Below are 13,808 nucleotides of genomic sequence, written 5' to 3' on the forward strand. Positions count from 1 at the left end.
GCCCGTCCTGCCGGTCATTGCAGGATCGAGCGCATGGAATCGGCCAGCAGGCGAACGGCGGTTTCGCGGTTCATGTATCCCGTCTGCGCCAGTTGGGCGTTTTGCTGATACAACCGGATCGCCTGCCGGGTCTGACGGTCGAACACGCCGTCCACCGGCCCCGGATCGATTCCCATTGCCTTCAAGCGCATTTCGACCGTGCGGCGCAGGATCGGCGTCAGGCCCAGCGCGTTTTCCTCGGCCTCGGCCTTCTTGGTGTCGCCGCCCTGCCCTTCGAGACCGCGAAGGCGCGCCCGTGCGTTGTCGCCGTAACTGCTGTCGGGAAAGTCGCGCAGAAAGCTGCGGTATCCCTCGATGGTATTGCGCTGGGTCGCATCGCGCCACGCCAAACGCTCGGCCTGCGATGTGCGCTCGGCTTCGATCCCGGCCAGGGCCTGGCGGGCCTCACGGGCGAACTCTCCCTCGGGATAACGCTCCAGATACCGGCGCAGCCCCGCTTCGCCACCACCGGCGCCGTTGCGCCTCCAGAATTGGCGTTCCTCACGCAGTCGTTCCGCACGCTCGCGTTCCTGTTTGGCCGCCTCTGCATTGGCCCGCTCGGTCGCCTCGGCGCGTAGCCGGCGGATTTGCGGTGCATCCAGATATCCGGTCACCGGCAGATCGCGCAACTCCTGCCAGGATCGGATCGCGGTCCGGGTGCCGTTTCCGAAAATCCCGTCAACGCCACGGGTATTGAAATCCAGTGCGGTCAGGTCGCGCTGGATCCGCCGCCGTTGATCCCGACTCAGCTTCAGGGCTTCTTCGGTGAGGCGGGCACCGCGCAACGGTTCGTCCCTGATCTGGTTCAGGGCACGACGGGCGGCCGCCGCGTGGTCGCCATCGGGGAAGGCGTCGAGGTATCGCCGATACCCCGGCGCATCGTCGTCATCGCGCGCCGCCTGCCAAAGCCTTGCGTCGGCGGCGGCCAAGCGGGCGCGCGCGGCAAGGGCCGCCTCACGCTGCTGGCTGGCTTCCGCTTCGGCGCGGTCGGCTCTCCGGCGCAGGGCATCGATGTCGGCGCCGCTGGCGGTTTCGCCGTCTGCCGGAAGAAACGCCAACCCGCGCGGCGCAAAGCCGCTGACCGTCAGACCGTCGATATCCTCGGCCCGCTGCACCAGCGACGCACCCCGCACGGCCACCGCGCCACGGATCAGGCGCGCCATGTCCGGCGCCGTCCCGATGACCAGCGTCACCCCCTGCGGCAAGTCCAGATCGCCCGGTCCGTCAGCAAGATACCGGCCCAGGTCGGTGCGCTCCTGCGGCTCGGGCGCCAGGCCCAGCACCGCGCGCCCCGGCACCTGCGCCAGCAGTGCAAGAACCGACGACAACGGCAAGCTGTCCCGCCCCAGGGCACTCAGCCCCGCGCTCTCGGCGCCCTTGGGCAGGAAAAAGGTCTCGGTCCGCGAATGGACAAAGCGGCCGCTCAGGAAAATGGCCAGACCATCGGCCGAGGGCGCCATCTGTTCGACCTGTCCCAGCATCGCGCGCATCTGGTCGCTGTCGCGCCCCGTGCCCGACACGACGGCGACGCCGGCATCGTCCAGGCGGTCCGACGCGGCAAGCATGGCCGCCGCCGCCTCACCCTCGGTCGCGTTTGTCACGATCATCGCCACATCTTCGGCCTGCGCGATCGAGGTCCACACCGCCAGAACGCCGGTCAGGACCGGCCCCGTCCATTTGCCACATGCCATCGGCTTTCCCCTTTTTCCTTGACCGGCGCGCCTGGGTCGTCTCGGATCGCGCCCGGGATGATGATCGGTCGTGATCGTCGGGTCATGCAAGAACCAGCCTAGGTTATCCGATAACCGCATGACACCCACAGGTTCGTGTCAATTGCCGCCATAGAATTAACCAATTGTTAATCAATAAGTATTTTGACAGCAGGCCGCCTGGTTTCCGCCGCGATTCGCACCCATCCTCGGAGGCGATGAAACGAAGGATCCGTCCATGGCCCTGCTCAAGGAAATCGAGACGCTGACCCGTCTGCACCGCAATGGCACCCTCAGCGATGCGGAATATACCGCCGCCAAGCGCGCCATCCTGAACGAGGTGCCCGATGCCCAGACCGAGGATCCCGCCGTGACCGCCATGATCCATACAATGACGGCGCTTGCCGCATGTCTGCTGCCGCCGATCATTCTGGGCCTGGCGGTCTTCGCTCTGGGCATTCCGGCGATGCTGTCCCTTACCTTGGCCGTGACCGTTTTGGCCGCCATCGTCATCGCCCAGTATCATCGGCGTGACGGGCACTGAGCGCCCGGTTTTTTCTTGCCTGAAATACTCCCGCCGGAGGCTCCCACGTCGATCCCAGCGCAACAGCCGCCTGGGGGCGCTAACTTGGGCGCGACCCTGTTCCCGGGTTTTCCACCCGCACCGCGGAATACTTGAATTCAGGGATCTTGCCGAACGGGTCCAGGGCGGAGTTGGTCAGGATGTTGGCCGCCGCCTCGACATAGGCGAAGGGCAGGAACACCGTGTCCTCGGCCACCGCGCGATCCGCCCGCGCCATCACGTCCAGCGTGCCGCGCCGCGTGGTCAGCCGCACCGTGTCACCGGCCACCACGCCCAAGCGGCGCAGCGTCCTGGGGTGCAGCGAACAATTCGCCTCGGGCTCCATCGCGTCCAGGACCGATGCCCGCCGGGTCATCGCGCCCGTGTGCCAATGTTCCAGCTGCCGCCCCGTGATCAGGATCATCGGGTAATCCTCGTTCGGGGTCTCGGCCGGGGGGGTCACGCGCGCCGGGGTCATCTTGGCGCGGCCTGCACGGCGCGGGAAACCGTCGCCGAACACCACCGCCTCGCCGGGCTGGTCCGGGCCCAGCACGGGATAAGTGACGGCACCTTCCTTTTCCAGCCGGTTCCAGGTGATGTGATGCAGCGAGCGCATGGACATCTTCATCTCGTCGAAGATCGACCGCGGCCCGTCGTAATCCCAATCCAGACCCACGCGCCGCGCCAGATCGACGATCACGCGCCAGTCCTCGCGCGCCTCGCCCGGAGGGGTCACGGCGGCGCGGCCCATCTGCACCTGCCGGTTCGTGTTCGTCACCGTGCCGTTCTTTTCCGGAAACGCGGCGGCGGGCAGGATCACATCGGCGAAGTTGGCCGTTTCGGTCAGGAAGATGTCCTGCACCACCAGGTGATCCAGTTGCGCCAGCGCCTTTCTGGCATGTTCGACGTCAGGATCCGACATCGCCGGGTTTTCACCAAGGATATACATCCCCTTGATCTCGCGCCGGTAAATGGCGTCGATAATCTCGACCACGGTCAGGCCGGGCTGTCCGTCGATCGCCGTGCCTTTCCAGATGTGGCGGAACAGCTCGCGCACCTCGCCGTCGGTCACAGACTGGTAATCCGGCAGGAACTGCGGGATCAGGCCGGCATCCGACGCGCCTTGCACGTTGTTCTGGCCGCGCAGCGGGTGCAACCCGGTGCCCGGACGCCCGATCTGACCGCACAACAGCGCCAGCGTGATCAGGCAGCGCGCGTTGTCGGTGCCATGGATGTGCTGCGACACGCCCATGCCCCAGAAGATCATCGCGCGGCTGGCCCCGGCATAGGTGCGCGCGACGTCGCGGATCACCTCGGGCGTCACGCCGCACAATTCGGACATGCGTTCCGGGGTGAACGCCCGGATATGGTCGCGGAACTCGAAAAAGCCTTCGGTGAACCCCTCGATATACTGCCGGTCATACAGCTTTTCCTCGACGATCACGTTCATGATGGCGTTCAGCAGCGCGACATCGGTGCCGGGGCGAAATTGCAGCATGTGTTTCGCATACCGCTTCAACGCCTGGCCGCGCGGATCCATCACCATCAGGGTGCCGCCGCGCTTGGCGAACTGTTTGAAATAGGTGGCGGCGACGGGGTGGTTTTCGGTCGGGTTGGCGCCGATCACGATGGCGCAATCGGCGTTCTCGATCTCGTTGAACGTGGCCGTGACCGCGCCCGATCCGACGTTCTCCATCAGCGCCGCCACCGACGAGGCGTGGCACAGGCGGGTGCAGTGATCGACGTTGTTGTGGCCAAACCCCTGGCGGATGAACTTCTGGAACAGATACGCTTCTTCGTTGGTGCACTTGGCCGATCCGAACCCGGCCACCGTGCGCCCGCCGTAATAGCTGCGCAGGTCCGACAGACCGTGGGCAGCCTTGTCCAATGCCTCTTCCCAGGTCGCCTCGCGGAAATGGGTGAACGGATTGCCCGGATCGACGTTCAGCCCCTTTTCCGGCGCATCGTCCCGCCGGATCAGGGGTTTGGTCAGGCGGTGCGGATGGTGGATGTAGTCGAAGCCGAACCGCCCCTTGACGCACAAGCGCCCCTCGTTGGCAGGGCCGTTGATGCCTTCGACATACTTTACCTTGCCGTCCTTCACCTTGACCGACACCTGACAGCCGACGCCGCAGAACGGGCAGATGCTTTTGGTTTCGCTGTCGAAATCCGCGCGGTCCCCGACCTGCGCGTCGTTCACCACCGACGCGGGCATCAACGCGCCCGTCGGGCAGGCCTGCACGCATTCGCCGCAGGCCACACAGGTCGATTCGCCCATGGGATCGGCCATGTCGAACACCGGAAAAGCATCGTGTCCGCGACCCGCCATGCCGATCACGTCGTTCACCTGAACCTCGCGACACGCACGCACGCACAGCCCGCACTGGATGCAGGCGTCCAGGTTCACCGACATCGCGATGTGCGAATCGTCCAGCAACGGCACGCGCGCCGGTTCCAGTTTCGGGAAACGCGATTCGGTGACACCTTGCTGCGCAGCCATGTCCCAGAACGGCGCGGATCTGTCGTGGGCCACGTCCGGCGCGGGCTGATCGGCCACCAGCATTTCCATCACCATGCGGCGGGCCTTGACCTCGCGTGCGCCCTGCGACGACACCACCATGCCATCCGTCGGCACCCGGATGCACGACGCCGCCAGAACCCGTTCGCCGTCGATTTCAACCATGCAGGCGCGGCAATTGCCGTCGGCACGGTATCCCTTCACGTCGCGGTGGCACAGGTGCGGGATCGTGGTGCCGTGACGCTTGGCCACCTGCCAGATCGTCTCGCCCGGCGCGGCCTCGACCGTGTTGCCGTCCAGTGTGAAGCGAACCGTTTCCGTCATGGCCTGTCTCCCGATGTCACAGCCGTTCTAGCGCAGGATAGACCGAGGGGCGCGCCTTCGTCACGACACCATGGCACACGTTTGCGCCACATCCCCACGTTGCATCTTGCGCCATGCCGCCCTATCCCGATCCGACCGAATTCAGGGGGTCACCATGGGTGAAATCGTTCTTGTCCGCCACGGTCAGGCCAATTCGGCCGCCAAGACCGAAGCCGACTATGACCGTCTGTCCGATCTGGGCCACCGCCAGGCCGAATGGCTGGGCGACTGGTTCCGCGACCAGGGCGAGGTGTTCGACGACACGTTCTGCGGCTCGCTCAACCGTCATCACCAGACGGCGGACGCCATGGGTGCGGGCGAACGGCACGAAGATCCCCGCCTGAACGAGATGGATTATTTCAACCTCGGTCATGCGCTCGAGGCGTCGCACGGCGTGCCCTTCCCCGGCCCCGACGAATTCGCGGCCCATGTGCCGCAGGTGATGAACGCCTGGCACGACGCCCAGATCATGGGAAACGAGACGTTCGCCGCGTTCGAATCCCGTATCACCGCCGCCCTGACCGAAGCCGCCACCGAAGGGCGCCGCGTACTGTGCATCACATCGGGCGGGGTGATCGGCATGGTCATGCGCCACATCCTTCAGCTCGACCCCACGCGGCTGGCCCATGTCCTGTTGCCGATCCGCAACACGTCGGTGCATCGGCTGTGGATCCGTGACGACGCGATGATCCTGTCCGGCTTCAACGCCACCCCGCATCTGGACCGCGCCGACAGGGCGGCGGCAAGAACGACGTATTGAACGCCGTCCGGCGCAGGCGCTGACCGCGCACCGCCCTGCGCCGGCGATCACGCGGCGGCACGATCCGCCGCACCAACCCCCGACGCTCAGAAAAACAGGCGGTAATACAGCCACGCGGGCAGGAGGCGCGACAGGCGGAACACCAGCGAGAAGCCCAGCGGGAAGTTCGCCGCGAAGCGTTCGCCCTGCATGTGGTCCACGACCTCGGCGGCGGCTTCTTCCGGCTCCATGATGAACGGCATCTTGAAATCGTTCTTTTCCGTCAGGCGCGTCTTGATGAAGCCGGGGTTGACCAGCTGCACATCGATGCCTCTGGGGCCAAGTTCGCCGTGCATCTGCTGGGCCAGATACATGATGCCGGCCTTGCTGGCGCCGTATCCGATGGCCCCGGGCAAACCGCGGTAGCCCGAGATCGAGCCGGTCAGAACGATATGCCCCGACCCCTTGGCCACCATAGCCGGCACGACGTGGCCCAGCACCCGTGCGGCCCCGGTCAGGTTGACATCGAACATCTTGTTTACCTGTTCGGCGTTCCAATCAACCGCGCTCTGCGGCCAATAGACCCCGGCCAGGAACACCAGACCGTCGAAATCGCCAACCTTGGCGAAGGCGTCGGCGACGCTGGCCGCGTTCGCCACATCGATCGCCACGACACTGGCCTTGCCGGGCAGGGACGCCGCCAGATCCTCCAGCCGGTCGGTACTGCGCGCGCTCAGGATGACCTCGGCGCCCCGCGCGCTCAGCCGTTGTGCAACCGCGCGCCCCAATCCTTCGGATGCCCCGACGATCCAGTAGCGCTTGCCGGTCCAGTCTCTCATGTCGTCTCCTCACGTCGTATGGTGGCAATCAGTTCCGCGACCTTGAAGCCGAACTTGCGGAACTGGCTGCGATTGATGATGCTGCCGTCTTCGACCAGATACATCCAGTCCGTCGCGCCGAGCACATGGCCGCCCGCCTCCTTCGGCAAACGGATCGGGTATTTCAGGTGCACCGCCGGGCCGCCTTGGCCACCCTTGGCCGTGCCCGGCACGTCGTCGGCACGCGCATCGATGCTGCCGTCGGGGCCGAGTTCCAGATGCCACGCCCGTTCCTGGGTCTCGCCGTTGTCGTAAAGAAAATCCTGACGCAGCACACCGGAATTGCCGCTCCAGTCCCCGACCATCCGCGCGGTGAACCGCGACGACACCCGTCCGCCCGGCCCGAAGATCACGCCTTCGCAGATCAGGGGGCCGTTCAGTTGGCGACGCAGATCGAACTCGGGCGCCAGACCGACATAATCATCGATGCGCTGGGCGCGGAACGACAACAGGTACACACGAATGGCGACAACGGCCGCGACAATCGCGGCACCCAAGGCAAGGAGCAAGACGGTAGTGATGGTTCAATCCCTCCTGATTTGCGTCGTGGCAAGCAGCGCGATGGCAAGAAGCTTCAGACCGCAAGGCACAACCGCGTAGAGAAGCGTCAGTGTCATCAGCGCATCGGCGGTGTTGTTTGTTCCGGACACGAAGCCCGAATGGTCCAGAACTGGCAACAATGTGATCGCCGCAAGGGTCAGCGTGAGTTTCGTCACGAAGGACCACAACCCGAAGCCCTGTTCGGCCCCCGGTGCGATCCGCGCCATGCGGGTGGCGAAGATTGCCGGCAGCAGCGTCAGATCGGCCCCCAGCGCGGCCCCCGACACGATACAGATCGCGGCAAAGGCGGCCATCTGGCCGGCGCCGATGAACGCGGCAAAGCTGAAGGCCACGACGGCCAGCGCCATGCCCGCAAGCAATGCGTGCTTCGGTCCGGTGCGCGCCGCCATCCGCCCCCAGAGCGGCGCCGAAGCCGCGGCCGACACGAAGAACAGCATCAGGAACGGCCCTTCCCACCCCGGCGCTTTCACGACGCTTTCCACGAAAAACAGGAACAGGGTCGATGTGACGGCAACCGGCGTGGCATTCAGCAGCGCGATCAGCAAAAGGCGCCGCGCCAGACCATCGCGCAACACCACGCGCAGCCCGGACTGACCGTCGGCCAAGGCCGTGTCGCGCCATTCGCGCGCCATCAGCAGAACGCCCACCAGGGCCAAGCCGCCAAAGGCCACGACGAACAGGGTGAACGGCGCACCGCCGGTTTCCGCCAGAAGCGGTGGCGCGATTGCGGCGGCGCAAACCCCCAGCAACGCGCCCGTCTCGCGCCAGGTGGCAAGCCGCACGTGCCCCGTCGCGCCGATGCCCTCGGCCCGGATTACCCCTTGGGCATAGAACACGATGGTCAGATAGCTGAATCCGGTGAACAAGCCGGCAAGGGTCAGTGCGAACCACAGCGCGGGCGCCAGCATCGGCGGCACCGCGAACAATCCGGCCATGGACACGGCCATCAGCGCCGCGGCGGCCGCCACCGACACGGCCCGCCAACGGCGCAGCCGTCCCGCCAGCCACCCCAGAAGGGGGTCCTGGACGACATCGATCAGCCGCAGCACGGCAAGCACGCCGCCCAGGGTGGCCAGCCCGACACCATAGCTGTCGACATAGAACTTGGGCGCGTGGATATAGATCGGCAGGCCCGCGCTTGCCAGCATCGCGGCAAACACGGAATAACGCGCCAGTCCGATGTCCGGTCGTCCCTTCAACGGCTGATCTTGTCCTGCGGCGGTTCGGGACGGGGGCGATAACCGGCGCCTTTCCACCACAGCTTCAGCGCCTGCCAGTGGATCAGGCCCAGCACCCGGCGCGACCCGAACGGCCGGCGCAGACAGGACCGCAGGATCGCGGCGTTGCTCAGCGCGCGCCGCCTGCCGGTCAGCGTGGCATACACTCCGTTGCCGCCGGCATCGAAGTCGATCCAGACGCCGACCTTGTCGTCTGAGATGTCAAAGCGGAAGCGATAGCCCCCCGCCACGTCCTGAAACGGCGAGACGTGGAAACATTTTACCGCCTCCAGCCGGTCGCGCCGCGTAATCGGGCGATAATCCGGATGATGGCACAGATAGGAATGGCGGTCGCCGAAGGTGTTCGACACCTCGGCGATCACCGCGAACAACCCATCGTCACCATCCCGCATCAGCCAGAAGCTGACCGGATTGAAAACATGGCCCAGCACCCGGGGTTGCGCCAGAAGTTCGATCCGCGCCGGCGCCGGCACGCCCAGCGCGTCCAGCGTCCGGCGCACCTCGGCCGCGCCGTGGCCCGCCTTGGGCGCACCGCCGTGGTCAACGTCCCACAGCGACATCAGCGCACGCCGGTTGCGGCCGAACAGCGACGGCGCGGACACCTCGGCCTCGGCGTCCAGCAGCACATAGTCGATGGTATAGGAGAAGGCGTTCTTCACCGCGCCCCGCCGTCCGTGGAACGTCGATCCGTCGATATGATCGACGCGCCGGGTCAAGCCGCGACAGCCGGCCGCAGATTCAGCGCGTCGGCCACCTCGTATGCGCTGGCCAGGCCGTCCTCGTGAAACCCGTTGCGCATCCAGGCACCGCAGAACCATGTGCCCTGCTGGCCGTTGATGGCACGGATCGTGTCCTGGGCGGCCAGCGCGGCCAGGTCATAGACGGGATGCATGAAATCGACCTCATCGTGGATCAGCGCCGGATTGATATCGCGTTGCGCGTTCAGTGTCACGAACAGCGGATCGTCCTTCGGGATCGGCTGCAGCGAATTCATCCAGTATGTCAGGTCGATCCGGTCCGATTTGCGCTCGGCCGCCTCGGTATAGACCCACGAGGCCCAGGCGCGGCGCCGCCTTGGCATCATCGACGTGTCTGCGTGAAGCACGGCGCGGTTCGGCTGATACCGCACGGCGGACAACGCGGCGCGTTCGGTGGGCGTCGGATCGGCCAGCATCGCCAGGCTTTGATCGGAATGGGTGGCGAAGATCACGTCGTCGAACGGCTCGGCCCCCTGCCCCGCCACCGTCACCTCGCACCCCGCGACGGTGCGCCGCACCTCGGCCACGGGCGTGCCGGTGCGCAGATCGACACCCCGCGCGGCCAGCGACGCTTCCAGCCGCCGGACGTATTCGACCGATCCGCCGCGCACGGTGAACCACGGATGCTGCCCCGTCGCCCCCAGCAGCGCATGGTTCTTGAAGAACCGGATCAGGGCGTGCGCCGGAAAGTCGAGGATGCCTTCCTTCGGCGTCGACCAGATCGCGCCGGACAACGGCAGGATGTAACGATCGCGGAACCAGGGGCCGGTCCCCAGGCGATCCAGGAACTGTCCGATGGTCTGGCCGGGATCGTCGGCCAGGCTTACGGCCCGGGTGTTGAAGCGGTGGATATCCGCCAGCATCCGCAGATACGCCGGATTGAAGGCATTCCGACGCTGCGCGAACAGGGTGTCGATGTTGCGCAGGGCGTATTCGAACTGACCCCCGCCAAAGGAGGCACCGAACCCCATGTCGCTGGCGGCGATCGGCACGTCGAGATCCTCGAACAGCTTGACCATGTTCGGATAATTGACGCGGTTGAACACGATGAAACCGGTATCCACCGGCTGATCGCCGCGCTTTCCGGCGATGACGGTGCGGGCATGTCCGCCCAGCCGCGGCTCGGCCTCGAACAGGACGACGTGATGATTGCGGGCCAGGGCGTGAGCGGCCCCCATGCCGGAAATGCCACCGCCGATCACGGCAACGCGGCGCGGCGGGGTCTGGTTGGTTTCGAACGGCATGGAACCTCGTGAGCAAAAGCGTGTCATCTAGATACGCAAGCGCGCCGGGACGGATCAAAATGTTTGTCCCGCCGCGGTGATCCGGTTCGGCCATGGCAACGTATTTGCACCATGACCAATGTCGATCTATCCTTTGCGCGCACCCCTGCCGCCACGGCGCCCCCGGTTTCACGGGTGGACGATGGCGCGGCCGAACCGGATCGATATGTCATGACCGCGCCCAAGGATCCCGCCGACTGGACCGCCTATGTCATCCGCATTCGCGATCATCGCGACCGGGCGGCATTCGCGGCTGTCTTTGCGCATTTTGCACCACGGGTGAAAGGCTTCCTCATGGGGTCGGGGGCAAGCGAATCCCTGGCCGAGGAATGCGCCCAGGAGGTCATGGCAACCCTGTGGCACAAGGCGCATCTGTTCGACCCCAAGCGCGCCGCGGTGTCGACCTGGATCTATACCATCGCCCGCAACAAGCGGATCGACGCGATCCGCAAGCAACGCCGCCCGGAACCCGAAGACCTGCCCTGGGGGCCCGAGGCCGATCCCGCCCCGGAAGACGCCATCGCGCTGCAACAGGAAACAGAGCGTTTGAAAACCGCGCTGGACACTCTGCCCGAGACTCAACGCGCCCTGATCCAGAGCGCCTATTTCGGCGACCAGACCCATACCCAGATCGCGTTGGACACCGGCCTGCCCCTTGGCACCATCAAATCGCGGCTGCGACTGGCGCTTGAACGCCTGCGCCACGCCATGCAGTGAACGAAAGACGAAGATGACCAAGATCGAACATCACCTGAGCGAACAGATGCTGATGGCCCACGCCGCCGGCACGCTTCCCGAAGCGTTCGACGTGCTGATCGCCACCCACATCAGCCTGTGCGACACCTGCCGCGTCTTGCTGGAGACCTATGAAACGCTGGGTGGTGCGGTGCTCGACGCGGGTGAGGAATGCGCCATGGGATCCGACGCCCTGACCGCGACCCTGGCGCGCATCGAGGCCGCGCCGGCCGATGTCCCCGCCCGTCCCCGGATCCGGGATGCCGTGTTTCCCGCACCGCTGCGCGACTATGTCGGCGGCGATGCCGATGCCGTGCGATGGCGCCCCCTGGGCGGCGGCGTGCGCCAGGCCCGCCTCAAGACGGCGGGCGGGGCAACCCTGCGCCTGCTGAACATCCCGGCGGGCACGGCGGTGCCCGATCACGGCCACCGTGGCACCGAGCTGACGCTGGTGCTGCAGGGAGCGTTCCGCGATGCCGACGACCGGTTTGCCCGCGGCGACGTCGAGACGGCCAACGCCGATCTGCACCACCACCCCGTGGCCGAGGCCGGTGTCGATTGCATCTGCCTGGCCGCCACCGACGCACCGCTGAAGTTCGACGGTCTGATCCAGCGCATCGCCCAGCCCTTCCTGGGCATCTGACGCGACGCCCTTGCGATCCCCGCGACGCCGCGTCACATTCGCGGCGAAAACGGAGGATCGGACATGACACAAGAACGCATCGGTTTCGTCGGCGTGGGCCTCATGGGGCACGGCATGGCAAAAAACCTTTTGGCCGCGGGCTATCCCCTGACGGTGATCGCCCATAACAACCGCGCCCCCGTCGATGACCTGGTCGCGCTGGGCGCGACCGAGGCCGACAGCCTGGCCGACCTGGCCGCCGCATCGACCATCGTGCATATCTGCGCCCCCGGATCGCCCCAGGTCGAAGCGATCGTCGACGCACTGATGCCCAGCCTTGCGCCCGGTGCGGTCATTGTCGATTGCTCGACCTCCCAACCCGACTCGACGCTCGCGCTCGCCGCCCGGCTGCGCGACGCCGGCTTCCACATGGCCGACGCGCCCCTTGGGGGCACGCCGATCCAGGCGGAAGAAGGCATGCTGTCGGCCATGGTCGGCGCCGACGATGAGGTCTTCACGCGGCTGAAGCCGGTGCTGGAAACCTGGGCCGGCACGCGGGTCATCCATCTTGGGCCGACGGGAACCGGACACAAGCTGAAGCTGCTGAACAACTTCCTGTCGCTCGGCTATGGCGCGATGTATGCCGAGGCCTTGGCCCTTGCCGCGAAGGTCGGCATCACCACCGAACAATTCGATTCGGTCATCCGCGGCAGCCGCATGGATTGCGGATTTTACCAGACGTTCATGGGCTATGCCCTGACCGGCCAGCGCGATTCCCACAAGTTCACGCTGACCAACGCGGTCAAAGATCTGCGCTATGTCGAAGCCATGGCCGACAGCGTGAACATGCCCAATCCGGTCGGCAACGCGGCCAAGAACAGCTATGCCATGGCCCTGGCCATGGGCGGAGACGGCCCCGAGGATTACGTGCCCCTGCTGGTGGATTACGTCGCCGAACGCAGCGGCGCAAAGAAAGCGTAAACGGGGCGCCAGGTTGCGGGGCGGTGATCGCCGCCCTGCTCGCCCCTCGCCGTTTCAGCGAAACGAACGGATCCCGGCGATGGCGTTTGGTCGGCCCCAGCCCCCGGCCCGCCATGGCGTTCATGGCCGTCGGCCCGGAAAGGCGCCCCGGCTCGGGCGCAGTTTCAATCCGGAACGTTGTCGATCCCCGATCCGCCCCAGGGATTGCAGCGGACGATTCGCCAGAGGGCCAGCCGACCGCCCTTGACGCCCCCGTGCCTGTGCAAGGCTTCGAGGGCATAGGCCGAACAGGTTGGATGATAGCGGCAATGATATCCCACCCAAGGGCTGAACACCGCGCGATAGCCCCGGACGGGCAGCGCCAGCAGTTTTGCCAATGGCGTCACCGGTGGACCGCCGCAAGCGCGGCGCGCAGATCGTTCTGCAGGGCGATGAAATCACGGGTCGCGGTATCGGTGCGACGGCCGATCAGCACATAGTCCCAGCCGTCCCGGCCTTCTGTCGGCAGGATCAGCCGGGCGATTTCACGCAGGCGGCGTTTGGCACGGTTGCGCGCCACGGCGTTGCCGACCTTTTTCGAGCATGTGAAACCGACCCGGATGCCGCTGGCGCTTTCGTCTGGTGCCCGCCGACGGGCCTGCAGCACGAACCCCGGGCCCGGTTTGTATCGCGCACGCGCCGCACGCAGGAAGTCGGCGCGCTTTTTCAGCACGCTGAGGTCTGTCTTGGGCCGAACGTCCGGACGTGACGAAACCGCCAAAGCGGATTGCACGCTGGCGGTCTGGCCGGATGGTTCATCCCCCGGCGGCGTCATGGCAGATC

14 protein-coding genes are annotated in these 13,808 nt (G+C 66.1%); 5 read left to right on the forward strand and 9 right to left on the reverse strand.

Features of this window, described 5'->3' with window-relative positions; all coding sequences use genetic code 11:
* Positions 1–14: 14 nt before the first annotated feature.
* Positions 15–1,730 (reverse strand): peptidoglycan-binding domain-containing protein, encoded by a 1,716-nt coding sequence (locus CFP68_RS11590; RefSeq protein WP_158234161.1) that lies wholly within the window; start codon positions 1,728–1,730, stop codon positions 15–17.
* 256 nt (positions 1,731–1,986) lie between these two features.
* Here CFP68_RS11590 and CFP68_RS11595 point away from each other — a divergent pair, with 256 nt between their 5' ends.
* A complete protein-coding gene (locus tag CFP68_RS11595) occupies positions 1,987–2,292 on the forward strand; it encodes an SHOCT domain-containing protein (protein ID WP_099827078.1) in 306 nt (101 codons plus the stop codon).
* Between the two features lie 79 nt (positions 2,293–2,371).
* Here the strand turns inward: CFP68_RS11595 and fdhF are convergent, their stop codons facing one another.
* A complete protein-coding gene (gene fdhF / locus CFP68_RS11600; protein WP_099827079.1) occupies positions 2,372–5,152 on the reverse strand; it encodes a formate dehydrogenase subunit alpha in 2,781 nt (926 codons plus the stop codon).
* 154 nt (positions 5,153–5,306) lie between these two features.
* On the opposite strand from fdhF, the gene CFP68_RS11605 reads away from it, so the two are divergent.
* On the forward strand, positions 5,307–5,951 hold the full coding sequence (locus tag CFP68_RS11605; RefSeq protein WP_099827080.1) for a histidine phosphatase family protein: 645 nt from the start codon (positions 5,307–5,309) through the stop codon (positions 5,949–5,951).
* A gap of 86 nt (positions 5,952–6,037) precedes the next feature.
* Here CFP68_RS11605 and CFP68_RS11610 read toward each other — a convergent pair whose 3' ends face one another.
* The 5 genes from CFP68_RS11610 to CFP68_RS11630 are packed head-to-tail and all read right to left on the reverse strand — an operon-like array spanning position 6,038 to position 10,609.
* Positions 6,038–6,769, reverse strand: coding sequence for an SDR family NAD(P)-dependent oxidoreductase (locus CFP68_RS11610; RefSeq protein ID WP_099827081.1), 732 nt, complete (start codon positions 6,767–6,769; stop codon positions 6,038–6,040).
* Positions 6,766–7,329 carry a DUF3833 family protein gene (locus CFP68_RS11615; RefSeq protein WP_099827082.1) on the reverse strand — a complete coding sequence of 188 codons (564 nt, stop codon included), beginning with the start codon at positions 7,327–7,329 and terminating at the stop codon, positions 6,766–6,768. The genes CFP68_RS11610 and CFP68_RS11615 overlap by 4 nt, the downstream gene beginning before the upstream one ends.
* 3 nt (positions 7,330–7,332) lie before the next feature.
* Entirely contained in the window at positions 7,333–8,517 is a 1,185-nt protein-coding gene (locus CFP68_RS11620) for an MFS transporter (protein WP_099827133.1), read from the reverse strand.
* 47 nt (positions 8,518–8,564) lie between these two features.
* On the reverse strand, positions 8,565–9,323 hold the full coding sequence (locus tag CFP68_RS11625; RefSeq protein WP_099827083.1) for a DUF1365 domain-containing protein: 759 nt from the start codon (positions 9,321–9,323) through the stop codon (positions 8,565–8,567).
* Positions 9,320–10,609 carry an NAD(P)/FAD-dependent oxidoreductase gene (locus CFP68_RS11630; RefSeq protein ID WP_099827084.1) on the reverse strand — a complete coding sequence of 430 codons (1,290 nt, stop codon included), beginning with the start codon at positions 10,607–10,609 and terminating at the stop codon, positions 9,320–9,322. The genes CFP68_RS11625 and CFP68_RS11630 overlap by 4 nt, the downstream gene beginning before the upstream one ends.
* Before the next feature lie 210 nt (positions 10,610–10,819).
* On the opposite strand from CFP68_RS11630, the gene CFP68_RS11635 reads away from it, so the two are divergent.
* The 3 genes from CFP68_RS11635 to CFP68_RS11645 are packed head-to-tail and all read left to right on the forward strand — an operon-like array spanning position 10,820 to position 12,986.
* Entirely contained in the window at positions 10,820–11,365 is a 546-nt protein-coding gene (locus CFP68_RS11635) for a sigma-70 family RNA polymerase sigma factor (RefSeq protein ID WP_099827134.1), read from the forward strand.
* A gap of 13 nt (positions 11,366–11,378) precedes the next feature.
* Positions 11,379–12,026, forward strand: coding sequence for a ChrR family anti-sigma-E factor (locus tag CFP68_RS11640; protein WP_099827085.1), 648 nt, complete (start codon positions 11,379–11,381; stop codon positions 12,024–12,026).
* Positions 12,027–12,062: 36 nt separating this feature from the next.
* Positions 12,063–12,986: an NAD(P)-dependent oxidoreductase gene (locus CFP68_RS11645; RefSeq protein WP_338152814.1), complete on the forward strand. Its 924-nt coding sequence runs from the start codon at positions 12,063–12,065 to the stop codon at positions 12,984–12,986.
* Positions 12,987–13,150: 164 nt separating this feature from the next.
* On the opposite strand, the gene yidD is transcribed toward CFP68_RS11645, so the two are convergent.
* A complete protein-coding gene (gene yidD, locus CFP68_RS11650) occupies positions 13,151–13,372 on the reverse strand; it encodes a membrane protein insertion efficiency factor YidD (RefSeq protein ID WP_099827087.1) in 222 nt (73 codons plus the stop codon).
* Positions 13,369–13,800: a ribonuclease P protein component gene (gene rnpA, locus CFP68_RS11655; protein ID WP_099827088.1), complete on the reverse strand. Its 432-nt coding sequence runs from the start codon at positions 13,798–13,800 to the stop codon at positions 13,369–13,371. The genes yidD and rnpA overlap by 4 nt, the downstream gene beginning before the upstream one ends.
* Positions 13,801–13,808 lie beyond the last annotated feature (8 nt).

The organism is Oceaniglobus indicus, assembly GCF_002751875.1.
Taxonomy (GTDB): Bacteria; Pseudomonadota; Alphaproteobacteria; order Rhodobacterales; family Rhodobacteraceae; genus Oceaniglobus; species Oceaniglobus indicus.

Excerpts from the sequence above, each read along its gene's own strand:
- CFP68_RS11640 (WP_099827085.1), top strand. The coding sequence starts at position 11,379 with ATGACCAAGATCGAACATCACCTGAGCGAACAGATGCTGATGGCCCAC.
- fdhF (WP_099827079.1), bottom strand. The coding sequence starts at position 5,152 with ATGACGGAAACGGTTCGCTTCACACTGGACGGCAACACGGTCGAGGCC.
- rnpA (WP_099827088.1), bottom strand. The coding sequence starts at position 13,800 with ATGACGCCGCCGGGGGATGAACCATCCGGCCAGACCGCCAGCGTGCAA.
- CFP68_RS11590 (WP_158234161.1), bottom strand. The coding sequence starts at position 1,730 with ATGGCATGTGGCAAATGGACGGGGCCGGTCCTGACCGGCGTTCTGGCG.
- CFP68_RS11610 (WP_099827081.1), bottom strand. The coding sequence starts at position 6,769 with ATGAGAGACTGGACCGGCAAGCGCTACTGGATCGTCGGGGCATCCGAA.
- CFP68_RS11620 (WP_099827133.1), bottom strand. The coding sequence starts at position 8,517 with ATGCTGGCAAGCGCGGGCCTGCCGATCTATATCCACGCGCCCAAGTTC.
- CFP68_RS11630 (WP_099827084.1), bottom strand. The coding sequence starts at position 10,609 with ATGCCGTTCGAAACCAACCAGACCCCGCCGCGCCGCGTTGCCGTGATC.
- CFP68_RS11635 (WP_099827134.1), top strand. The coding sequence starts at position 10,820 with ATGACCGCGCCCAAGGATCCCGCCGACTGGACCGCCTATGTCATCCGC.
- CFP68_RS11595 (WP_099827078.1), top strand. The coding sequence starts at position 1,987 with ATGGCCCTGCTCAAGGAAATCGAGACGCTGACCCGTCTGCACCGCAAT.
- CFP68_RS11605 (WP_099827080.1), top strand. The coding sequence starts at position 5,307 with ATGGGTGAAATCGTTCTTGTCCGCCACGGTCAGGCCAATTCGGCCGCC.